The sequence below is a fragment of the Bergeyella anatis genome (genome assembly GCF_036016955.1).
Lineage (GTDB): Bacteria > Bacteroidota > Bacteroidia > Flavobacteriales > Weeksellaceae > JAYWXI01.
This window is the reverse complement of record NZ_JAYWXI010000001.1, coordinates 169481-192263: the sequence shown is the minus strand read 5'-3', so window position 1 is coordinate 192263 and position 22783 is coordinate 169481. Positions and strand designations below refer to the sequence as shown.

The window sequence follows — 22783 nt, the reverse complement described above, 5'->3', positions numbered from 1 at the left end:
ACTCCCTATTATCTCTCACTTCTTCCGAAAATAATCGTAAAGTCCTTTGGAATAATCCTCCCCCGTTTTGATGGAAACAAAACCCGCCGACGCGCTTTCAAAATCCTCTTTTATCTGCTCCATCCGCTGCTTGAGCGTCTCCGTAAAATGATACCGCCACCTGGACGAAGAAGTGTTAACCCATAGCTCGCGCCCCGATTCCGCATCGCGAAACATCGCATACCCCATGTCCGGAATCGTTTCGTCCCGGTCGTCGTAAACCCTCAGCCCCAACAACGAATGTTTTTTAGCCGCCACCCGAAGGGTCTTCAAAGGAAAATCGTCTCCAAAGTCCGAAAACAAGAAAACAAACGATTTTTTCTTGAAAAGATTCATCATGTACCGCAAAGCTTCGTCCATGTCGGTTTTTGCAGGAATATACTCCGCCGAAAGCAATTGCGAAACCATCGCCAAAACATGTTTTCGCCCCTTTGCCGGAGGAATCACCTTGTAAACCTTATCAGCGAAAAGTATCAAACCGACCTTATCGTTGTTTCCTACGGCCGAAAAGCCCAAACTCGCACAAATTTCAGCCACAAACTCACGCTTAAGCGAATTCCGAGTGCCGTAATCCATCGAAGCCGATACATCCACCATCAGCATCACCGTTAGCTCCCGCTCCTCCTCCATTACCTTCACGTAAGGCTCCCGAAAACGTGCCGTCTTATTCCAATCCATCCGACGGATTTCGTCCCCAGAATGGTACGGCCGAACCTCCGAAAAAGTCATCCCCTGACCTTTGAAAGCACTATGATACTGCCCCATCAGAGCCGCCTCCGATTTTTTTCGCGTGCGAATCTCAATCTGCTTTACCTTTTTTACGATAGCCTTTACGTCCACCTCAAACCGTTTTTGTAAAAATTAAGGCGCCTGAATTTTGGAAAGAATCCGATCGATAATTTCCTCCGCATCCACCTCTTCGGCTTCCGCCTCGAAACTAAGCCCAATCCGATGCCGCAAAACATCTTTCGCCACCGCCTTCACATCCTCCGGAATAACAAAAGCCCTATTACCCAAAAAAGCATGCGCCCTGGACGCCACCGCCAAATTAATCGAAGCCCTAGGGGATGCCCCAAAACTAATATAGCTCTTTAATTCGCCCAAGCCGTAACGTTCCGGATACCTCGTGGCAAACACCATATCCAAAATATATTTCTCGATCTTCTCATCCAGATAAATTTGATTCACCAAAGCCTTGGCTTCCACCACCGTCTGCATGGAAATCACCGGGCGAATCTCCGGCTGATAAGCCCCCGAAACCATCCGCATCACCTTACGCTCATCCTCAAACTCCGGATAACCGACCTTGCACTTCAGCATGAAACGATCGCTCTGCGCCTCAGGCAAAAGATAAGTCCCCTCCTGATCAATCGGATTCTGAGTCGCCAAAACCAAAAAAGGCTTCGGAAGAGCCATCGTCTCATCCCCTATGGTAACCTGTTTTTCCTGCATAGCCTCCAATAGAGCACTCTGCACCTTGGAAGGAGCACGGTTGATTTCATCCGCCAAAACGAAATTAGCAAACACAGGCCCCCGCTTCACGGAAAAATCGTTCTCCTTCACGTTATACACCTGAGTCCCCACCACATCCGCAGGAAGCAAATCCGGCGTAAACTGGATTCTCGAAAAACTACCGTCCACCGCCTGAGCCAGCGACTTAATCGCCAACGTTTTGGCCAAACCAGGAACCCCTTCCAAAAGCACATGCCCATTCCCCAAAAGCCCAATCAAAAGACGATCCACCATATACCCTTGCCCCACAATCGCCTTGTTAATTTCCTGTTTCAAAAGCGAAAAAAAAGCATTCTGCTCCCTTACGCTTTCCGTCAACTGCCGAATATCCTCGGCCTGATGTATTTCTGACATAACCTTGCTATAAAAACTACCGTAAAATTGCAATAATTCCCCACAGTAATCAACACAACCAATGCCAATTTTGAGTTAAATTTTGTTAAAAGAAAACAAAACGCTGACTTCCCTCCCTCTTTTTACGACTTAATTTCATTTTAAGAGAATTTTAACCTTAAAAAAAACATTCAAACCCAAGCATTTGCGTACTTTTGAAAAAACAAAAAAACAATTAAAATTATGGCAAGTATCACTCTAAAAGGCCACGAAGTTCACACCAATGGCCATCTTCCCGAAATTGGACAAACCCTAAAAGATTTTGTATTAATCAACGAAAAACTCGAAGAAAAAACCCTCGAGGACTATAAGGGAAAAAAGAAAATCCTAAATCTTTTCCCCAGCATCGACACCGGCGTATGTGCCGCTTCCGCCAGAGCCTTCAACTTGGAAGCCGGTAAACTTTCCAATACCGTTGTCATCAATATTTCAAAAGACCTTCCCTTCGCACTTGGACGCTTCTGCGCAGCCGAAGGCTTGGAACACGTGGAAACCCTATCCGACTTCCGAAGCTCCTTCGGAGACGACTACGGCATTATTCTAAACGATTCTCCGCTAAAAGGTTTATTCTCCAGAGCCGTCATCGTGGCGGACGAAAACAACCAAATCCTCTACACCGAACAAGTTCCTGAAATTACCCAAGAACCAAACTACCAAGCCGCTCTAAACGCCGCAAAATAATCCATAAAAAAACGCTTCTTTTACAAAGAAGCGTTTTTAGTAATTACTTTTTTTCGGGGATGTTTTCCAAAATAGCTTTCAGAAAACGCCAAAACTTTTGGGTACTTTCAATATTCGCCTGCTCGTCCGGCGAGTGCGCCCCCCGAATCGTCGGCCCAAAGCTGACCATATCCATCTGAGGGTAATTCGCCCCAATGATACCGCATTCCAACCCGGCATGACAGGCCACCACGTGAGGACGAGAACCAAAATTGCTTTCGTACAACGCCTCCATGATTTTCACGATTTCCGACCCCGGCTTAGGCTTCCATCCCGGATAATCTCCGGTAAGTTTCACCTCAAAACCTGCCAATTCAAACACGGATTTCAGTTGTGCCGCCACCGCTGCTTTCGTCGACTCCACGGAAGAACGAGACAAACAAAGAATTTTCAAACCGCCTTCCTTCAATTCCACACGAGCAATATTATTGGAAGTTTCCACCAAATTTTCCACATCAGGACTCATTCGGTAAACCCCGTTGTGCGCCGAACATAGCGATAGAACCACCCGACGGCTGTCCCTCGGAGAAAGCCCCACCTTCTTATGCTCGGATGGAGAAATCGACAAAGCCAAAGCAGGTTCCAACGAAGCAAATTCCTCCAATATCGCTTTCTTAAGTTCTTCAAATTTATTCAAATAAGCTTCCGAAGAACTTACAGCAACCACCGCCGAAGCCTCCCGCGGAATCGCATTGCGGAGCCCGCCACCATCAATTTCAATTAAAGATAATTCGTGCTCCTCCACACCGGCATAAAGCAAGCGCCCCAAAATCACGTTGGCATTACCCAAGCCCTTGTGAATATCCATCCCCGAATGACCGCCTTGAAGTCCTTTCACCTCAATTGCAAATACCGATCCTTCCACCGGTGCCGTATCAAAGTGAGCCGTCGCCGTAACGTCAATCCCACCGGCACAGCCGATGTCAATCTCATCGTCCTCCTCCGTATCCAGATTCAATAAAATATCCCCGGTAAGCTGTCCCGGCTTCAGCCCTTTCGCTCCGGTCATCCCCGTTTCTTCATCAATCGTAAACAAAGCCTCCAAGGCAGGATGCGCGATATCCGCGCTTTCCAAAACCGCCATCATCGCCGCAACTCCCAAACCATTATCTGCCCCTAAAGTCGTCCCTTTAGCCTTAACCCAGCCGTCTTTCACCTCCATTTGAATCCCCTGCGTATCAAAATCAAAATCCACCTCATTGTTTTTTTGGCACACCATGTCCAAATGCGACTGCAACACCACCGTCTTGCGATTTTCCATCCCTTTTGTTGCCGGTTTTCGGATAATAACATTACCCGTTGGGTCAACCGTAGTCTCCAAATTCAGCGATTCGCCAAATTGCTTCATGAAAGCAATAACTTTCTCCTCTTTCTTCGACGGCCTCGGAATGGCATTGAGGGCTTCAAAATTTTTCCAAACCGCCTGAGGTTCCAATTGTGTAAGATTCATAATTTATAAAGTCTTTGTTATTCTGTTCTTTCAGGAAAGAGGTTTTAGCCTCCTCCCTCCGATTTCAAAGCCAAAAATAACGAAAGTATGCGGCATATCCTAATAAACTTTTACCCGACGCCGCCTCGCCCCAAGCTCTCCGGTTGTTTTTTGAAATCCTTTTCAAAATATGTAAATTTGGCGGTTTAAATTTTTATTCTTCTCAACGCCCAATTTATGGATTATCTGAAAGGACTCAATGAAGCGCAATATCAAGCCGTAACCACCACCGAAGGCCCTTTGATGGTACTTGCCGGAGCCGGCTCCGGAAAAACCCGAGTGCTGACGATGCGAATTGCCCACCTGATTACCAACGGAGTGGATCCGTTCCACATTCTCGCCCTTACCTTTACCAACAAGGCCGCAAGAGAAATGAAAGAACGTATCGCCAAAGTCGTGGGCGTAAGCGACGCCAAAAGCCTTTGGATGGGAACCTTTCACTCCGTCTTTGCAAGAATCCTAAGAAGCGAAGCCCACCATCTAGGCTATCCTTCCGATTTCACGATTTACGACGCCCAAGATTCGCTTAACGTCATAAAGAAAGTCCTGAAGGAACTTCAGATTGATTCCGATTTATACAAGCCCAAAAAAGTACAATCCCGCATTTCCAGCTACAAAAACAACCTAATCACCGTGCGGGCCTACCACAATAACCCCGAGTTGATGGAAGCCGACGAAAAAGCCAACATGAAGCTCCTGGGGAAAATTTACAAACACTACGTCGAAGCCTGCTTCCGAAACGGAGCCATGGATTTTGACGATCTGCTGCTAAAAACCAACGAACTACTAACGCGATTCCCCGAAGTATTAGCCAAATACCAGGACCGTTTTCGCTATATTTTGGTAGACGAGTATCAGGACACCAACCACTCCCAATACCTCATCGTAAAAGCCCTTGCTTCCAAATTTGAAAACATTTGCGTCGTTGGCGATGACGCCCAGTCCATCTACTCGTTTCGGGGTGCCAACATTTACAACATCCTGAATTTCAAAAAAGATTACCCCGACGCCCAAACCGTTTCGCTGGAGCAAAACTACCGCTCGACCCAAACCATCGTTAATGCGGCAAATGTGGTGATTTCCAAAAACCTTCAACAATTCAAAAAAAATGTCTTTTCCGACAACGAAGAAGGCGAAAAAATAAAAATCTATCGTGCGCTAACCGATGCCGACGAAGCCAACTTCGTATCGAACAACATTTGGGAAATGCATCACTTCCATCAACGGCAATTCAGTGATTTTGCCATCCTCTACCGAACCAACTCCCAAACCCGTGCCTTTGAAGACGCCCTAAGGAAAAAAAACATCCCTTACCGCGTCTACGGCGGGCTATCCTTCTATCAGAGAAAAGAAGTTAAAGACCTGGTGGCTTACCTGCGCTTGCTGGTAAACCCCAACGACAATGAAGCCCTAATGCGTATCGTAAACTACCCGGCTCGAGGCATCGGAGAAACCACCCAAAATAAACTCATCGTCTACGCCGACTCCAAAAACTTAGCCGTTTCCAAAGTTTTAGACGACTTGGGGATGCACGCTCCCCACTTGAAGCTTAACAACGCCGCCCTAACCAAATTAAATGATTTTTGGGCCATGATTAAAGCCTTTCAAGTGATGCTAAAAACGGAAAACGTCTACACAGTGGCCATGGAAGTGGCAAAACGAAGCGGATTAATCAAATTCCTCAAAGACGATCAAACCCCCGAAGGCATTTCCCGTTTGGAAAACGTACAGGAGCTCCTGAATTCCATGCAAGGTTTCATTGAAGAACAACAGCAACTGGAAGACGGCGACGCCTCACTTTCGGCTTTTCTCGAAAACATTGCCCTCTCCACCGACCAAGACAAAAACGACGAAGACGGCGACAAAGTGTCCTTGATGACCATTCACCTTTCAAAAGGATTAGAGTTCCCGATCGTTCATTTGGTCGGATTGGAAGAAAACCTTTTCCCCAGTTTTATGAGCGCCTCCTCGCGCGAGGATCTGGAGGAAGAAAGACGTTTGTTCTACGTGGCCTTAACCCGAGCGGAGAAACAAGCCTTCTTTACTTACGCCACCTCCCGTTTTCAGTGGGGTAAAATTACCGATGCCGAACCCTCCCGTTTTTTAAGTGAAATTGATTCCCAATTTTTGGAGTTCATCAACCCCGCCACAGAAAGCCGTTTTGTGAATCATTCGGGGCTGAAATCTTCCATTTTCGACGAATTCCCCAGCGAACCGAGAACCTTAAAAAAACTGGAACCCAAAAAGAAACTAATCCGCGAAAAAGAAGAGCCCAAAATCAGCTCCACCAGAACACTAAAACCAATCGCCTCCGCCAAAATCACCAATCCCGGAGGGAACCACGTTCAGGACATCGAAGTCGGCGACCAAGTACGGCACGACCGTTTCGGAGTGGGAGAAGTTGTCTTTTTGGACGGAACCGATCCGGAAAACATCAAAGCAAAAGTAAAATTTGCCGGCGGTGAAGAAAAAAACCTGATCCTGAAATACGCAAAACTAACCAAACTTTAATTTCAAAAACCGTTGAACTTCGCTTCAGCGGTTTTTTCTATCCCTCCTCCAAGCCCTTCCCCTGATCGGACGATTTAAGAAAAGCTACAGTCCTCTGTAATCCTTTGAATTTAGCCCGTTTCACCGGAGACTTACGAAAAACCTCCGAAAAAAGAGCCTGAGTCAGCTCTTCCCAATCGTTTTTCCTAAACGCTTTAAGCGCCTCATTAGGTTGAAAAGCCGGCTGGTTATGCGGCTTCGAAAAACGATTCCAAGGACAAACATCCTGACAAATATCGCAACCAAACATCCAGTCCTCCAAATGATTTTTAAATTCCGAAGGAATATCGTCTTTCAATTCAATCGTAGCATAAGAAATGCATTTACTGCCGTCCACCACCCGATCCGCCACTATCGCCCCCGTAGGACAAGCCTGCAAACAACGGGTGCAATAACCGCAATGATCGGTAACAGGAGCATCCGCCTCCAAAACCAAATCGCAAACCAGTTCTGCCAAAAAGAAAAAAGACCCCGTTTTTTTCGTAATGAGATTGGCGTTTTTCCCAACCCAACCGATCCCCGATTTTCTTGCCCAACTCCGCTCCAACACCGGAGCCGAATCCACAAAAATACGATATCCGAAATCCCCAATCTCCGCCTGAAGTTCCGCCACCATTTCCCTCAAAATATCCTTAATCACTTCATGGTAATCGTAACCATAAGCATACTTCGATATTTTGTAGTTATCCAACGTTTCTATCGTTTCCGAAGGGTAATAGTTATAAGAAAAAGAAACCACCGATTTTGCCCCCGGCACTAATAAGCGAGGATCCAGACGCTTATCAAAATGATTGGCCATATACGCCATCTCCCCATGGTAGTGGTTCTTCAGAAAGTTTTCCAACGGCAAAGCATCTTCCTCCAAAAAACCCGCCGCCGAAATCCCACAGCCCTGAAAACCAAACTTTCGGGCTTTGGACTTAATCAGCTCCGAATATTTCCTTGCGTTGTGTAACATAAATTGCACTGCAAAACTAATAATTTTTCTATTTTTGTCCATAGTTAAAGTGCCAATTACCAGCAACGATTAAAAAACAAACTATGTCTTTAGAAGAAGTATTAAAAGCAGGAAATTACGAATTAATCGACGTCCGCGAACCCCTTGAACTGGAAATGGACGGAGAAATTGCCACCGCCAAAAACATCCCCTTGGGAGAAATCGAGGCTCGCCAAGACGAAATTCTAACACTCGAAAAACCCGTTGTCCTCTTCTGCCGAAGCGGTAACCGAAGCGCAAGAGCCTTAGAATACCTCAACGCCCAAGGCCTGAAAAACGGCTACAACGGTGGCGGATGGGCCGAGTTGAAAAACACACTGGCCAACTTGTAAAACCCAAGTAAAGTCAATAAAAAATGCGGATTAAAAAAATCCGCATTTTTTGTATTTCAAACTAAAAGATTTAGTTCTTATAAAAAGCATTGGTCCCCATACCCGCCGTAAATTCCTTCAACAAAGTTCCCACCGCCGAATAAACCGAAACTTTGCTATCTTGAGTGAACGTAGCGTTTGAGGTATAAACTCGCCCATCAATAACATTAAACGCATAAACATATCCTTGTTGATCCGAAGAAAGCGAAAACATTTTATTTATTCCCCCCGAAACCACACTATACACTACATTATTACCGCTTTCTTTATCGGTCCCCAAACAATACACATTCTGATTGTCAACCGCCAACCGCTCCAACTTGGCCGCACTTGTGAAAGTCGTTTGGATTATCCCTCCCGTCGAAGCATTGATTTTATAAACATAAGACCCACTATCATCGGAGGACAGAGCATAAACCACCCCTTCCGCTGAAGCCAAATCACGAATAACGCCTTCATCAGGTAAAGTTACAGGCGACATAACCTCATCCGTAGAAGCATTTATTCGCCCAATGGTGTGTCCCGTAGGTACAGCCTTATAGTCGTTTCCAACAAGCTCGTACTTTACTCCATCCGTTTGAACATAAACATACCCCGATTGAGACACTATTTTCTCAGCGTAGCGATCAAAATTTATCGTTTTCAATCTATTAGAACTGCCATCATAAACATTAACCTGCCTCAAATCCCAAAAATTATTGCTTGTTACGTACATCTTAGAATTGGAAAAAGCAACATATCGAGGTTGGGTAACATTGCTTATTTCCGCCTCTTTTTTCATTGTATAACGATTAGCAACAACGATTTTATTGCTATTATTAACCACCAAATAAGCCTTATCGCCGTAAAAACCAACCGATTGAAGCACATCTCCCAAGGCTTCACCATTGACGGAAGAATAGATGTTCTGATCCACTTCAGTTAAATCGGATGTTACAAAAGACAGATCCGCATTGGGGCGGCCAAAATTCCCTTCATTGGCCATTAGAATTCCGTTTTCGTAATCCCCCTTAGGAAGGGTAACCACCTCTTCGCCATTACGGCAAGACACATTGAGCAACAAAGCCGAAGCCATAGCCCATCCAAAAATTTTACTTAATTTCATATAAAAAAATTTATTAATTGTTATTCCTTCTTCGTTATTTTGTTCTTTAAAAATTCAAAGTCAAAAACACACTGTAATTTCTGAGCGGCAAAGGATAATAAGCCACCGTTTCATAAACCGTGTTCCCTAAATTATTTACCCGCATGCCTATTTTTTGTTTCTTGAGCACCACTACATAAGCTCCCGCATTCAGCACAAAATAAGGATCAATCGCTTTGGAAAGGCTCTCATCCGAAGTCGTATACGTAAGCCCATTAAAAAGCCCCTGAAAATAAACTCCGAAAACCGAATGGTCATAACCCAACTTACCAAATACATGATGGATAGGCACATACATCAATTGCTTACCCGTCGCCCTATTGACGGAGCGATTGTAAGCATACCCCCAATCCGCTGACAAACGCCTCCCTCCACTAAAAGTCTTCCCATAGCTTCCCCGGCTTTCCAATCCCATAATCTCCACCTGATCCGTGTTCACCGGCTTCCAATAGCCCGCTGAAGACGGCAGCCAGCGAATCATGTTTTCAATGCGATTATAGTAGGGCGTGATGCTCCAGCGCATTCCCCACCGCTCAAACACATGGCTCATTTCCGCTTGATAAGACGTTTCGGAACGAAGCCCCGTATTTCCTCCGGGCTGCCAAAACAAATCATTGAATGTCGGCACCCTAAAATTTTTGGAAGCACTCCATTTTACCGTATACCCCTCCGAGAAGCGGTAATTTCCCGCTAGTGAATACAACTGTACTCCGCCATACCCTTGCGCCTCCTCCCGTTTGGATCCCATTTCCCAATAAAAACGACGATTAGAATCCCCCTGAAGCAACACCGTAAGCGAACCCAAGGAGCGTGTCGGACGTCCTATGCCCGATCCCATTCCTTCTGCTTTTTGGTATTGAAATTCGCCAATTGCCGAAAATTTTAATCCCTGACCCAATCGGTACTCAAAATCATTCTTTACCAAATGCACCATGGCTTTTCCCCCACTTGATTTAGACCGGCTCACCTCCCCGTAATACCCAAAGTTCTCTTCCATGTAAGCCAATCGAAGATTATTATGGAAACGCGGCTTCTCAACACTCCAGGTCAGTAAGGAACGGGTGGTTTGCGTTTCGTATTTGGTTTTGGTCTGCGAAACAGAAAATACGGGGTAATGCTGCATCCCATCAAAAAACTGCGTCTGCCAGTACAACTGATGCTTTTCGTTCAGCCGATAGGCCGCCCCCAAATCCACCGAATGATTGGCATATTGTCCATTACGATTAACATAGCGTTTTTTCGGCACTTCGTAGTCGTTCTCGCTTTGGCGATGGTCTAGGTTAAACTGCACACTCAGGCGTTCGTCACTAAACGAGGTTTTCAAAGCCTGATGAAACGTACCGTACGAAGCCGCTTCCGAATACAAAGAAACCCGAGCCCCACGACCGTAAGCCCATCGGTTATTCAGGTGAACACTACCACCAATCGCCCCGCTTCCATAGACCACACTGCCACCTCCCGATTTAACAACCACTTCATCCGCCCCCAAAATCCCCATATTATTGAGATCCCCCTGCCCTAAAAACAAGGAGTTAATCGTAATGCCGTTCCAAACAAATGCCGTTTGCTGCGCCGTAGTCCCCCGAAACGAAGGCGAAGAAACCATGCCTCTTCCATTCTCCTTAATGTATACCGGACTCTGAAAACGAAGCACTTCCGAAAGGCTGGCCGCATTCTTACGAACCTCCTCCGAAGAAAGTTTCCACAATGGTTGAGTTTTGCCAAATTGGGCAATGCGGCTGTCGATATAAACGGTATCAATAATCTGTTCCTGAGAAAAAACAGAAAAGACCATGCCCTGAACAAAGGCACCAAGAATGATTTTTTTTAACACCATAACCTAGAAGCTTTTCCTCCGAAAGCCTTTATTTTGTTTTACCCTTTCGGCAAGGTCTCCTGACTTTCGCTTCTTGTACGCCTTCCCGCTCATACGGCAGTGGCTTTAGGTGCAAGAATCCCCAAAAACATTTCTTGTTTTCAGGCACGAATCACAGTTGCGGGGACAGTCCGCGATTTTCACGCGGTTCCCTTTTCCGAAAGTTTGGCGAAATTACAAAAAATACCCGCGTATCTGACGAAATGACAAAAAAAATACTAAAGATACGAAGCATCAAACGAAAACGGCAACAAATCCCGAACCGAACCCAAACGGTAAACCTCGCCATCCACCGACGCAAAGTATAACGTGATAGGCTCTTCTTGGCGGGCTTCATACTCCAAAATACTTTGGCGACAAGCTCCACAAGGCGGCGTAACCACCTTACCCTGCCTCTCATCCAACGGACCGCCAACCACCATCATGGTTTTGATTCTCTCTTTGGGAAAATTGGAAGAAGTCCAAAAAATCGCCGAACGCTCCGCACACGTCCCCGAAGGAAAAGCCGCATTCTCCTGATTATTCCCCGTAACAACCACCCCGGAATCCAATAGCAAAGCGCAACCTACCAAAAAATTGGAATAAGGCGCATAAGCTTTCTCCCTGGCCTCCAAGGCCCGCTGAAACAACATCTGGGCTTGCTCATCCATTTCTTCAACGCTCGGATAATAGTCGTAATCGATTTTAAGCTCTTTTTTCATCCTAAAAATTAAAAGGGAAGTAAAATTAGTCTATTTTTATAATTCCGCCAAATCTCGCACCAGGAAGTAAAATAACCACTCCGTCTCCGAAGTGGTTTTGTCTTTACTTTAGGACTTCCATGCTTCAAAAAAAGCCTTTACCTTCTCTATATCATAACTCTTGCCGGACTCCAAACTACCGCTCTCCTGCGTATGGATATGCTTCCCGTTTTTATCCAACACAATAAAAACCGGATAACCGTAATGCTTTCCCGGATCCCCGTAACGGGCAAAAACCGCCTCGTTTTTGTTCTCGGGCGAGTAATTGAGATGATAATAAAGGTAATGGTCGTCCACTATTTTTTTCAACTCGGGCGTTTTCTGTACAAAATCATGGAAACGAAGACACCAAATGCACCAGTTACCCCCCGCCTGCAAAATAATCGTTTTGTTTTCTGCCTTCGCCTTCGCTATCAACCCTTCAATCACCGCATTGGCGTCGTCTTCGGGATGGTACGGCTTTTCCAGTTTTGCTTTTTCAGCCTCCTGAGCCTTCTTCTTGGCTTCAGCCGCCGCTACACTATCGGAAACAACCGCCTCCGAACCTTTTCCGTTCTCTGCCCCCGCCTCGCTTTTCCCGCAGGACGTACTCGCCAAAAGCAAAAGCCCGACACCCAACAATTGCAATCTCTTTCTTATCATTTCTATTGATTTTAAAGTCAAATGTAACGATTTTATCCTAAAACGACTGCATATAAGCCCCATAATTCTTAAATTTGTCCGTTATATCTCATGAATGCTATCGTTCAACTCATCAAATTGATTTCAAAACTTCCTTTGAGCCTGCTCTACGGATTCGCCGACCTTATCTTTGTACTCAGCTACTACCTCGTCGGCTACCGTAAAAAAGTAGTGAGCGAAAACCTGCACAACGCCTTCCCCGAAAAATCGGAGCAGGAACGAAAGGCCATCCTAAAAGCCTTTTTCCGACACTTTGCCGATTATATCGTGGAAACCTTTAAATCCTTAACCATAAGTTCCCACGAACTAAGGGTAAGAATGCAACACCTTAACCAACACGTCTTTCAGGAAGCCAAAGACGAAGGAAAAAATATAATTTTCCTCTCCGGACACATTTTCAATTGGGAATGGATTTCTGCCTTGGCTAAGGTTATTCCGCAAGAGCACTGCTACCCCGTTTACAGAAAAATAAAAAACCCCTTCTGGAACAAACAAATCGAGAACATCCGCAATCGTTTCGGGAATCAATCCGTGGACGCCAACGAAGTCATGCGCCATATCCTAAGAACCCCAAACGATGGCAACCACACCTATATGTTCGTTGCCGACCAATCTCCCCATTACCACATCTCGGACATCGGCCTCGAATTCCTAAACCAAAAAACCCCCGTTTTTTTAGGCTACGACAAACTCGCCACTCGAATGGACCTGGCTTTCATCTACTGCGATATAAAAAAAATAAAACGGGGATTTTATCAGGTAAATTATTACCGTATACACCCCGATGGAGAAAAATTCCAAACCTACGAAGTAGTGAAAAAATTTCATCAAATGCTGGAAAACACCTTAAAAAGAGACCCTTCCAATTACCTGTGGTCGCACCGCCGATGGAAATACGCCGACTTGGTAAAAAAAATCGTTTAAACATAACCTTACCCCAAAAACCCATTACTCCTTGACACTCGCCATCGCCATACTCAACTGGAACGGAAAACATTGGCTGGAAAAATTTTTACCAACCGTAATCCGCCATTCCGACAATGCCGAAGTCTACGTCATCGACAATGCCTCCACGGATGATTCGGTGGCTTTCGTCCGCAAATCTTTCCCCACAGTAAAAATCGTTCAGAACCCAAACAATAACGGCTTTGCCGATGGATACAACCAAGGGCTAAAAACCATAAAAGCAGACGTCTACTGCCTGCTGAACTCGGATGTGGAAGTCACCGAAAACTGGACCCTCCCCGCCCTAAAACTCCTCGACCAAAACCCCGAAATCGCAGCCGTACAACCCAAAATCCTATCCTTTGAAAACAAAGACTATTTTGAGTTCGCCGGCGCCGGCGGCGGTCTTATCGACCATTTGGGCTACCCCTATTGCCGAGGACGCCTCTTCGACCAACTGGAAAAAGACCAAGGCCAATACAACGACGAAACCGAAATCTTTTGGGCGTCAGGCTGCGCCCTTTTCATCCGAAGCAAAGATTTTTGGACTCAAAAAGGATTTGACGAACGTTTTTTCGCTCATCAGGAGGAAATAGACCTGTGCTGGCGGCTGAAAAACGAAGGTCGCAAAGTCTACTACACAGGACGATCCACCGTATACCACGTGGGCGGAGGCACCCTGAACAAACAAAGCCCCCAAAAAACGTTTCTAAATTTCCGCAACAATCTCTCCATGCTGTTGAAAAACCTGCCTTTCCCCCACCTGATTTGGATTATTTTCATCCGTTTGTGTCTGGACGGCATTGCCGGAATAAGATTCGGAATAAAAGACGGATTTCCACACCTTTGGGCTGTGGTAAAAGCCCATTTCGGTTTCTACGCTCAAGCCCCCGAAACCTGGAAAAGAAGAGCCCCAAAACAATCCCAAACCTATTACCAATCCCGCTGGCTCATCTTCAAACACTTCCTGTAAGAATTTCGTCATAAATCAACCCTAAAAAAAGAGCCCTCAAAAGAGAGCTCTTTTCTTGTATTACGATAAATAAAATTCATCAATCCAACTCTTGGTGCGAAATCGCCTCCAAATCCTTTACCGTATAAGGAATATTCTGAAGCACGTATTCCAAAGCCTCTATCCGTGCCTTGGATTTCTTGTTCGCCTTCAATATCTTCCAAGGCGCATGCGCCGTACTGGTTACTTCAAACATTTTTTCCTTGTACTCCGTGTACTTATCCCAAAGCGCCAGCGCATTGCGATCCACCTCGCTGTATTTCCACTTTTTCAAAGGACTATTCCTAATATCGGCAAACCGTTTAGCCTGCTCCTCTTTAGAAATAGAAAAATAAAGCTTCAATAAATAAACACCGGAACCAATCAACATTTTTTCAAATTCATTCACCTGAGCCATAAACGTTTCGTATTCCTGAGGCGTACAAAAACCGTTCACCGGTTCAACCACTGCACGGTTATACCAACTGCGGTCAAAAAACACAATCTCTCCCGAACGCGGCAACTGGTTAATATACCGCTGAAAATACCACTGCCCGAGTTCCACCTCATCCGGCTTCGGCAATGCCACCACCCGATGCTGGCGAGGATTGAGATTTTCGGTGATCCGTCGGATCGCCCCGCCTTTACCCGCAGCATCGCGCCCCTCAAAAACCACCACCACCTTCTTCTTGTTCTCCACCACCCAGTTGAGCAGTTTTATCATTTCCTCCTGAAGTTTGGCCAATCGTTTCTCGTATTTCACGAATTTCTGAGCCTTCTCGACATCCAAATATTCGTTCTGAAGCAAAGCATAAAGCCCCTTCTTCGTATTAAGTAACTCGAATTGTTCTTTTGTAATGTTCATAATTTAATCGGTTTAATGCATTAAACAACGGCACTCGGTCTCAGACTATTGGTCAATCTGTTTAACCGTACGGAAATAACGCTGCACCACATTCGGATCGGGATTCAGATTCACCGCCGATTCCGCCTTCCCCGAATAATTAAACAAGGAAAGAACGTAACGAATCGCCTCCAGCCTCGCCTGCAGCTTATTGTCAGACTTCACGATCACCCAAGGCGAAAACGCATTATGCGTACGGCTGAACATCTGATCCTTATAATAAGTGAACGTATCCCAAAGTTCTTGCCCCTTCTCATCCACAGGGCTGTACTTCCAACGCTTCAAAGGGTTCTTCAAACGACGGTTGAAGCGGTAAAGCTGCTGATCCTTCGACACGCTAAACCAAAACTTAATAATATGCGTCCCCGCCTCGTAAAGCATATGCTCAAATTCAGGCACCTGAACCATAAAACTCTCGTACTGCTCCGGCGTACAAAACCCCATCACAGGCTCCACCACCGCACGATTGTACCAACTCCGATCAAAAAACACAACCTCTCCCTCGTTCGGAAGCTCCTTGATATACCGACGAAAATACCACTGCCCCCTCTCCACGTCCGTAGGTTTATTTAATGCCACCAAACGCATTGCCCGAGGATTAAGGTGTTCAATAAAACGCTTAATCGTTCCGCCTTTCCCACTGGCATCCCTCCCCTCAAAAATAATGGCGATTTTTTTCTTGTTCTCCACCGCCCATTTTTGAAAATCAACCAGCTCCGCCTGCAACTGCCGCAGTTCAATCTCGTATCGCACCTTGTCTAACACCTCGCCATAAAAAGGATTCTCTTCCTTGTTCGCCATAAGATAGCGAATCAAATCTTCCTTGGATTCTAACTTTTGAAAATCGGTCAAATTACTCATATCTCGGTTTAATAAATACTTCTCTATCGGTTTACGGCTTGGCGATGTGGCGGATTTTAGCACAAAAGTTCAATAGAATTACTGCCGTTGAACCTTGTACCAATGTTTCATAGAAGTACTTCAGCCGCCATATTGCCAAACCGATGTTGGCTGTTCGTTATTTTTTATCAGTTTTGTTTGTTAGTTCAAAGCAAAGTTCGTCAATATTTTCGTTGATGTCAGCAACATTGGATAAAATAATGATTGCCGTTTTTTCTTGAATATTTACGGCCATTGATGAAGAATATCCACCGGTTCCTCCGTTGTGCCAAATTAAGTCTTTTCCGTTCTCGGATTTTAAAATGTGCCAACCTAAACCAATTTTCATATTTTCGTTAATGTCAAACGTTGGTTTTCGTGTCAGTGCGAGTTCTTTGTTTTTTAGATTGAATTGAGCGTTTGCAAATTTTGCCAAATCTTCGGTTGTCGATAAAATTCCTCCACCTCCAAACAGAACGTCAAAATCCCAATTTGAAGTAGTATTACCGTTGTTATTTAATCCTTTTACGAGATTATTTCCCAAATTTTGAGAATTTACAAAAGAATTTTTCATTTTATATTTATCAAAAATTCTCTTTTGCAGCAATTCTTGAAATGTTGTTTTTTGTGATAAGCCAAGCGTATAGCCCAATAATCCTGCACCTAAATTTGAATAAGCATAGGTTTTTGAATTGAGTTTCATCAAATTTTGTAAATACTCATTAATCGCTTTTTTGTCATAATCTTCGTATGGATTATTTTGGTCTTTTGGGTCTAAATTTTCAGGCAAACGAGGCAAACCCGATGTGTGATTGGCTAAACTTTCAAAATTGATTTTCGTATCGTCTTTGAAAGTGAAAGGATAAAAAGTATTGATATTGTCTGCTAATTTGATTTTTTTATCTTCAACAAGTGAAGCTAAAACAGTCGATGTGAAAACTTTTGTAATAGAGCCGATTTCAAAAATTTTGTTGTGATTTTCGATAGTTTTTATAGTGTCGTTTATTTTTATAATTCCGTAATAATTTGTTTTTCCGTTTTGGATTAACGCAATAGAAAGCTGTGCATTATTCGGAATATTTTTAGTTTTTCCGAAGATTATTTCCGCAATTTCTTTGGGGTAACTATTTAGTGCATTTACGGCATTATTGGTTTGTGTTGGTTCTTCATACTGTTTGATATAAAGTCCGTTTATTAGGTTTTCAATGTCAAGAGAAATATTTACTGCTAAAATCATTCTCTCGAACTTCGTTTTATACATTGCGTAAGTCCCTTGTTTATAAGCAACAAACTCTTTGTTCTCAATTTTACCGACCTGTTTTTTAAGTCCTTTTAAAAATTCAACAATTTGCCCAAGTGGCAATGCTTGTTTCATCTCTGGCGAAAAGTCGTTGAAAATTTCGTCATACTTTTCAGCATTGTAGTTCGCTTGAAAATTATCAATCGCAGTTTTGTAATTGTCGGTTTGAGTGAACAATAAATTTGTCGTCAATGCTAATATTAAAATTAAGAGTGATTTTTGCATACGGTTTGTTTTATAATGACAGCCAACTTTTGAATTCCCCCTCATTCATCCCCTTTATAAAGGTACGGCTTTTTCAGGAATTTTAAAAATTTTAGAGCATGACTTTCTATAAAAAAACTCCGGTGTTAGTACCAGAGTTTTTTTTGATTTAGATTTTGGAAGCCCGAAGCCTTTCCAGCTCCGAAATCACCTCGTGATGGCTCACCGTTTTATCCTTAAAATACTGTACAAAATATTGTTTTTCCTCCTCCGTGGCTCCAAATTGATTAAGAATATTGAACAAATGCATCTTCATATGCCCCTTCTGAATGCCCGTTGTGACCAAAGAACGAAGCGCCGCAAAATTCTGCGCCAGCCCCGAAACCGCCAAAATACTCATTAATTCCTGTGCCGAAGGCTTGCCCAATAAAGCCAGTGAAAAACGCACCAAAGGATGCAAATTCGTTAATCCCCCAACCACACCCACGGAAATCGGAAGATCAATCCAAAAACGAAACACTCCATTTTCGGTCGTGCAATGCGTCAGCGAACGGTATTGTCCGTCTTTCGCCGCGTAAGCATGCGCACAAGCCTCCGTCGCTCGGAAATCATTCCCGGTGGCGATCACCACGGCATCCACTCCATTCATGATGCCTTTGTTATGAGTGGTTGCCCGATAAGGTTCTATTTCCGCAATCGTTACCGCCTGCTTAAACTTCCAGGCAAATTCTTCCGGTGAAATCCCCGAATCGTCCTTCAAATCTTCTATCCGGCACGAAACTTCCGCCCTTACAATGCAATCCGGTGTAAAATTCGACAAGATGTTCATCACCACCTGCAAAGACGCTTTCTCCTCCTCCGTGAATGCCGCCGAAGTTTCAATTTCCTGCTTCAAAGTCTTTCCAAACTGCTCCAAGCAAGAATTGATGAAATTCGCTCCCATGGAATCCACCGTATCGAAACTAGCCTTCAACTGATAATAATTGGACAATTCCGACGTTTTATCCACCAACTCCACATCCAATATTCCTCCGCCACGCTTCCTCATATTGGCCGTAATCGCCTCGGTCTGCTGCAAGAGTTTCTTTTTGAGTTCAAAATTGAAAAAATGCTTCAGGCGATGCGGCTCCACCTCAAAAATAAAATGCGTATGCCCCAATTTGGTCGTGTTGATGATAGTGGTTTTAAACCCGCCTTTATCCAGCCAAAATTTAGCCGATTTCGACGCCGCTGCCACCACCGAACTCTCCTCCACGGCCATAGGCAAAGCCAAAAGTTTCCCGTCAATCAAAAAATTGGGTGCTATGCCGTAAGGCATATAAAAATTGGAAACGGTGTTCTCCGAAAATTCCTCGTGCAGTTTTTGAAGTTCGGGGTTCTCGTTCCAGTATTGTTTTAAAATCTTCTGATACTCGTCATTTCCCTCAAGGTATTCGTTCACGATCCAATCGATTTTCCCTTGCTTGGACAACTTGGAAAATCCCTCAACCGGCTGATGCTTCATAGTGCATTATTTTTAAGGGTCAAAGATAGGCATTTTCACCGGGGCAAAACAAACCCTCAGCCCCAAAAGCAACCTCAAAAAAAAGGAGCACTCAAAAAGCACTCCTTCGTTTCACTTTTATTTATTGACAATAAATGCCCGGTCTTTAATCAGTTCGGCAATAGCCAAAATGTCTTTACCGATTTCCCTATCGTTGGTCAGCTTCCGTACCGAACTCCGAAGAATGTCGTAATTTTCTTCCACAATTTCCGAGCACCGGGCGGGTCGGCGGAACTCCAAACCTTGAGCCGCAAACATAAGCTCAACGGCAAAAATCGGCACCAAATTATCCAAAACCCGATTAAATTTCCGCCCCGAAATACTTCCCATCGACACATGATCCTCCTGCCCTAAACTGGTTGGGATAGAATCCGCAGAAGCCGGAAAGCACAACGTCTTATTCTCGGTAACCAACGCCGCCGTCGTGTATTGCGGAATCATAAAACCCGAATTAAGCCCCGAACTTTCCGTCAAAAGCCTTGGCAAACCAAATTTCCCCTCCAAAAGCAAGTAGCTCCGACGATCGGAAATATTTCCGATTTCGGCCGCCGCTAACGTCGCATAATCCAAAGGCAAAGCCAAAGGTTGACCATGGAAATTACCTCCCGAAATAGATTCTTCCCCACTCAGAACAATAGGATTGTCCGTCACAGAGTTCAACTCGATCTCGGCCATCGCTTTCAAATGCTCAAAAGCATTGCGGCTGGCACCATGCACCTGAGGCACGCAACGAATGGAATAAGGATCCTGAACCCTTGAACAGTCTTCATGAATTTTAAGATTTTCAGACCCCTCCAAAAACATCAGCATCCGCTCTGCCACGCTCTGACTCCCCGGAAAAGGACGAATTTCATGCAACTGCTTTTTGAAAGGACTCGCCGAACCCCGATAAGCCTCCAAACTCATAGCCGCCGCCAAATCGGCCAAATCCAAAAGATACTCCATCTTTTCCAAGCCCTTGATGGCATGCGCCAAAATAAATTGCGTCCCGTTAATCAGCCCCAGGCCCTCCTTAGGCCCTAACCGCAAAGGTTTCAAATTATTTTCTTCGAGAACAATTCTCGTATCGTGAGGTTTACCATTGTCCCAAACCTGCCCCAGCCCCAAAAGAGGAAGCACCAAATGCGAAAGCGGAGCCAAATCCCCTGAAGCCCCTACCGAACCTTGTTCGGGAACCACCGGAATAATGTCTTTTTCCAACATCAGAATCATCCGCTCGATCACCTCCAACGAAACGCCCGAAAACCCTTTCGACAGAGCATGAATCTTACAAATCATCATGATTTTCGACAACTCTTTGTCGATAGGGTTCCCCACCCCCACGGCATGGGAAATAATCAAATTATGCTGTAACTGCGCCGTTTCTTCTTCCGAAATCTTAGTATCGCATAAAGGACCAAAGCCCGTATTAATCCCATAAACCGTACGGTCGGACTCCACAATGCGTCTGACGTTATTTTGGGACTTGAGAATCTGTGCTTTGGCTTGTTCGTTGAGCTTGGCCAATTTCGGATACTTGGCAATCTCCAAAACGTCATGAAATGTAAATGTATCTATTCCGTAAATCATCATTAAAAAATTTCCCCAATTTACGGCTTATTCCCGAGATAATAAAATTAAAAAAGATCCCGAAAAATCAGAAATACCCCTCCTCATTGCCAAAAGAAGCCCGTTTGACAATCGGATTTTTTAGTACTTTTGCTTCCATGAATGCCGATTTGGAACTCCAGTTGAAAACCCTCCCCAGCGATCCGGGGGTCTACCGCTATTACGATAAAAACGGACAACTGCTCTACGTGGGAAAAGCCAAAAATCTAAAAAAAAGAGTTCTTTCCTATTTCAACAAAACCCTATCGGGCTACCGAACCAAAATCATGGTCGGTAAAATCCATCGTTTGGAAACCACAATCGTCCCCAGCGAATACGACGCCTTGCTACTGGAAAACAACCTCATCAAGGAACATCAACCGTTTTACAACGTGATGATGAAAGACGATAAGTCCTACCCTTGGATCTGCATTAAAAATGAGCCTTTCCCTCGTATTTTCCTTACGCGGAACAAAATAAAAGACGGAAGCGAGTACTACGGACCGTACGCCAAAGTCCGACCGGCCAAAATTCTTTTGGAAACCATTAAAAACATCTACCGAATCCGAACCTGCGCACTCAACCTCTCTCCCGAAAAAATACAAAACAGCAAATACAAAGTCTGTTTAGAATACCATATTAAAAACTGCAACGGCCCCTGTGAAGAGTTGGAAAGTGAGGAAAGCTACAATAAAAAAGTCGATGCCATTCGGGGGATTGTCAAAGGAGATTTCCGAACCGCCAAAGCCTATCTCATGGAAGAAATGATGGCTTTCGCCCAAAATCTCGAATACGAAAATGCCCAAATGGTCAAAGAACGTTTGGAACAACTGGAGGAGTATCAAGCCAAGCACACGGTCGTCAACCCCAACATTGATGACGTGGACGTTTTCGGGATGACCAGCGACGACTCGGCGGCGTATGTCAATTATTTCAAAATCCAAAACGGAAACATCATCCAAAGCTACACCACCGAAATCAAAAAAATACTGGAAGAAAGTGACGAAACCGTTTTAGAACAAGCCTTAATCGAAATACGCAAAAAATTCGAATCCGATTCCAAAGAAATCTTTCTCCCTTTCCACCTCAATTTTGAGATTCCCGGCGTGAAACTCATCGTGCCCAAGGTCGGCGATAAAAAACGCCTCGTAGAGCTCTCCGAAAACAACGCCAAAGAATACCGCCTGGAAAAACTAAAGCAGGTGCAAATCATCGACCCCGAAAGACACACCAACCGCATCATGGCCGAAATGCAGAAATCCCTCCGAATGCCCGTAGAGCCCCGCCACATCGAAGGATTTGACAACTCCAACATCCAGGGAACCAACCCCGTATCCGCCTGCGTGGTGTTTAAAGACGGAAAACCCTCCAAATCGGATTACCGCATTTTCCACCCCCAAACCGTAACCGGCCCCAACGATTTTGCCACCATGGAGGAAGTCATCTACCGCCGGTACAAAAGAATGCTGGACGAAGGCGAGGCCTTACCACAACTGATCCTTATCGACGGCGGCAAAGGCCAGCTTTCCTCCGCGGTAAAAAGCCTAAAATTACTGGGACTTTACGGAAAAATAACCGTAATCGGCATCGCCAAAAGACTGGAAGAAATCTTCTTTCCCGAAGACCCCATCCCCTTATATTTGGACAAAAAATCGGAAACATTGAAAATCCTGCAAAGGGTTCGGGATGAATCCCACCGATTTGGCGTAAAACACCACCGAACACGCCGTAAAAACGCCACCATCAAAACCGAATTGGAGGAAATTCCCGGTGTAGGCGAAAAATCCATCGAACTTTTATTTCAAAAACTAAAGTCCGTCAAAAGAATCAAAGAAGCCCCTCTCGAAACTTTGGAAGAAATCATCGGTAAATCCAAAGGAAAAATAGTCTGGACGTATTTCAATGCCTAAAAAGCATT

At 44.7% G+C, this 22783-nt stretch carries 19 protein-coding genes and 1 riboswitch; of the genes, 6 read left to right on the top strand and 13 right to left on the bottom strand.

Features of this window, described 5'->3' with window-relative positions; all coding sequences use genetic code 11:
• Window positions 1–15: 15 nt before the first annotated feature.
• Entirely contained in the window at window positions 16–879 is an 864-nt protein-coding gene (locus VQ048_RS00940) for a DUF58 domain-containing protein (RefSeq protein ID WP_327609806.1), read from the bottom strand.
• 21 nt (window positions 880–900) lie between these two features.
• Window positions 901–1905, bottom strand: a complete 1005-nt coding sequence (locus tag VQ048_RS00935; RefSeq protein ID WP_327609805.1) for an AAA family ATPase — start codon at window positions 1903–1905, stop codon at window positions 901–903.
• A 222-nt stretch (window positions 1906–2127) separates the two neighbouring features.
• Here VQ048_RS00935 and tpx point away from each other — a divergent pair, with 222 nt between their 5' ends.
• Window positions 2128–2625, top strand: a complete 498-nt coding sequence (gene tpx, locus VQ048_RS00930; protein WP_327609804.1) for a thiol peroxidase — start codon at window positions 2128–2130, stop codon at window positions 2623–2625.
• Window positions 2626–2668: 43 nt separating this feature from the next.
• On the opposite strand, the gene VQ048_RS00925 is transcribed toward tpx, so the two are convergent.
• Window positions 2669–4114: an aminoacyl-histidine dipeptidase gene (locus VQ048_RS00925; protein WP_327609803.1), complete on the bottom strand. Its 1446-nt coding sequence runs from the start codon at window positions 4112–4114 to the stop codon at window positions 2669–2671.
• Between the two features lie 216 nt (window positions 4115–4330).
• Here VQ048_RS00925 and VQ048_RS00920 point away from each other — a divergent pair, with 216 nt between their 5' ends.
• A complete protein-coding gene (locus tag VQ048_RS00920; protein ID WP_327609802.1) occupies window positions 4331–6664 on the top strand; it encodes an ATP-dependent helicase in 2334 nt (777 codons plus the stop codon).
• Window positions 6665–6701: 37 nt separating this feature from the next.
• On the opposite strand, the gene queG is transcribed toward VQ048_RS00920, so the two are convergent.
• A complete protein-coding gene (queG, locus tag VQ048_RS00915; RefSeq protein WP_327609921.1) occupies window positions 6702–7661 on the bottom strand; it encodes a tRNA epoxyqueuosine(34) reductase QueG in 960 nt (319 codons plus the stop codon).
• Between the two features lie 83 nt (window positions 7662–7744).
• Here queG and VQ048_RS00910 point away from each other — a divergent pair, with 83 nt between their 5' ends.
• Window positions 7745–8032, top strand: a complete 288-nt coding sequence (locus VQ048_RS00910; RefSeq protein ID WP_327609801.1) for a rhodanese-like domain-containing protein — start codon at window positions 7745–7747, stop codon at window positions 8030–8032.
• Between the two features lie 70 nt (window positions 8033–8102).
• On the opposite strand, the gene VQ048_RS00905 is transcribed toward VQ048_RS00910, so the two are convergent.
• The 4 genes from VQ048_RS00905 to VQ048_RS00890 form a co-directional block, all read right to left on the bottom strand.
• The gene (locus VQ048_RS00905) at window positions 8103–9176 is read right to left on the bottom strand and encodes a DUF5074 domain-containing protein (protein WP_327609800.1); all 1074 of its coding nucleotides are present in this window, start codon (window positions 9174–9176) and stop codon (window positions 8103–8105) included.
• Window positions 9177–9222: 46 nt separating this feature from the next.
• Window positions 9223–11052 (bottom strand): TonB-dependent receptor plug domain-containing protein, encoded by a 1830-nt coding sequence (locus VQ048_RS00900; protein ID WP_327609799.1) that lies wholly within the window; start codon window positions 11050–11052, stop codon window positions 9223–9225.
• A gap of 31 nt (window positions 11053–11083) precedes the next feature.
• A riboswitch (cobalamin riboswitch) is annotated at window positions 11084–11279 on the bottom strand.
• 30 nt (window positions 11280–11309) lie between these two features.
• The gene (locus VQ048_RS00895; protein WP_327609798.1) at window positions 11310–11792 is read right to left on the bottom strand and encodes a cytidine deaminase; all 483 of its coding nucleotides are present in this window, start codon (window positions 11790–11792) and stop codon (window positions 11310–11312) included.
• Between the two features lie 108 nt (window positions 11793–11900).
• Window positions 11901–12470 carry a thioredoxin fold domain-containing protein gene (locus tag VQ048_RS00890; protein ID WP_327609920.1) on the bottom strand — a complete coding sequence of 190 codons (570 nt, stop codon included), beginning with the start codon at window positions 12468–12470 and terminating at the stop codon, window positions 11901–11903.
• Window positions 12471–12563: 93 nt separating this feature from the next.
• Between VQ048_RS00890 and VQ048_RS00885 the strand changes: the two genes are divergently transcribed.
• Together VQ048_RS00885 and VQ048_RS00880 are read left to right on the top strand one after the other, a co-directional pair.
• Window positions 12564–13436: a lysophospholipid acyltransferase family protein gene (locus VQ048_RS00885; RefSeq protein ID WP_327609797.1), complete on the top strand. Its 873-nt coding sequence runs from the start codon at window positions 12564–12566 to the stop codon at window positions 13434–13436.
• A 31-nt stretch (window positions 13437–13467) separates the two neighbouring features.
• Window positions 13468–14430: a glycosyltransferase family 2 protein gene (locus tag VQ048_RS00880; RefSeq protein ID WP_327609796.1), complete on the top strand. Its 963-nt coding sequence runs from the start codon at window positions 13468–13470 to the stop codon at window positions 14428–14430.
• Window positions 14431–14509: 79 nt separating this feature from the next.
• Here the strand turns inward: VQ048_RS00880 and ppk2 (VQ048_RS00875) are convergent, their stop codons facing one another.
• From ppk2 (VQ048_RS00875) to hutH, 5 genes are all read right to left on the bottom strand, one after another.
• Entirely contained in the window at window positions 14510–15313 is an 804-nt protein-coding gene (gene ppk2, locus VQ048_RS00875) for a polyphosphate kinase 2 (RefSeq protein WP_327609795.1), read from the bottom strand.
• Between the two features lie 45 nt (window positions 15314–15358).
• Complete coding sequence (gene ppk2 / locus VQ048_RS00870; RefSeq protein WP_327609794.1) at window positions 15359–16213, bottom strand: polyphosphate kinase 2; 855 nt, start codon at window positions 16211–16213, stop codon at window positions 15359–15361.
• A 157-nt stretch (window positions 16214–16370) separates the two neighbouring features.
• Window positions 16371–17756: a serine hydrolase domain-containing protein gene (locus VQ048_RS00865; protein WP_327609793.1), complete on the bottom strand. Its 1386-nt coding sequence runs from the start codon at window positions 17754–17756 to the stop codon at window positions 16371–16373.
• Window positions 17757–17904: 148 nt separating this feature from the next.
• Window positions 17905–19239 (bottom strand): hydroxymethylglutaryl-CoA reductase, degradative, encoded by a 1335-nt coding sequence (locus VQ048_RS00860; RefSeq protein WP_327609792.1) that lies wholly within the window; start codon window positions 19237–19239, stop codon window positions 17905–17907.
• 117 nt (window positions 19240–19356) lie between these two features.
• Window positions 19357–20847 (bottom strand): histidine ammonia-lyase, encoded by a 1491-nt coding sequence (gene hutH, locus VQ048_RS00855; RefSeq protein ID WP_442872806.1) that lies wholly within the window; start codon window positions 20845–20847, stop codon window positions 19357–19359.
• A gap of 137 nt (window positions 20848–20984) precedes the next feature.
• Between hutH and uvrC the strand changes: the two genes are divergently transcribed.
• Entirely contained in the window at window positions 20985–22775 is a 1791-nt protein-coding gene (gene uvrC, locus VQ048_RS00850) for an excinuclease ABC subunit UvrC (protein ID WP_327609919.1), read from the top strand.
• The last annotated feature ends 8 nt before the right edge of the window (window positions 22776–22783 follow it).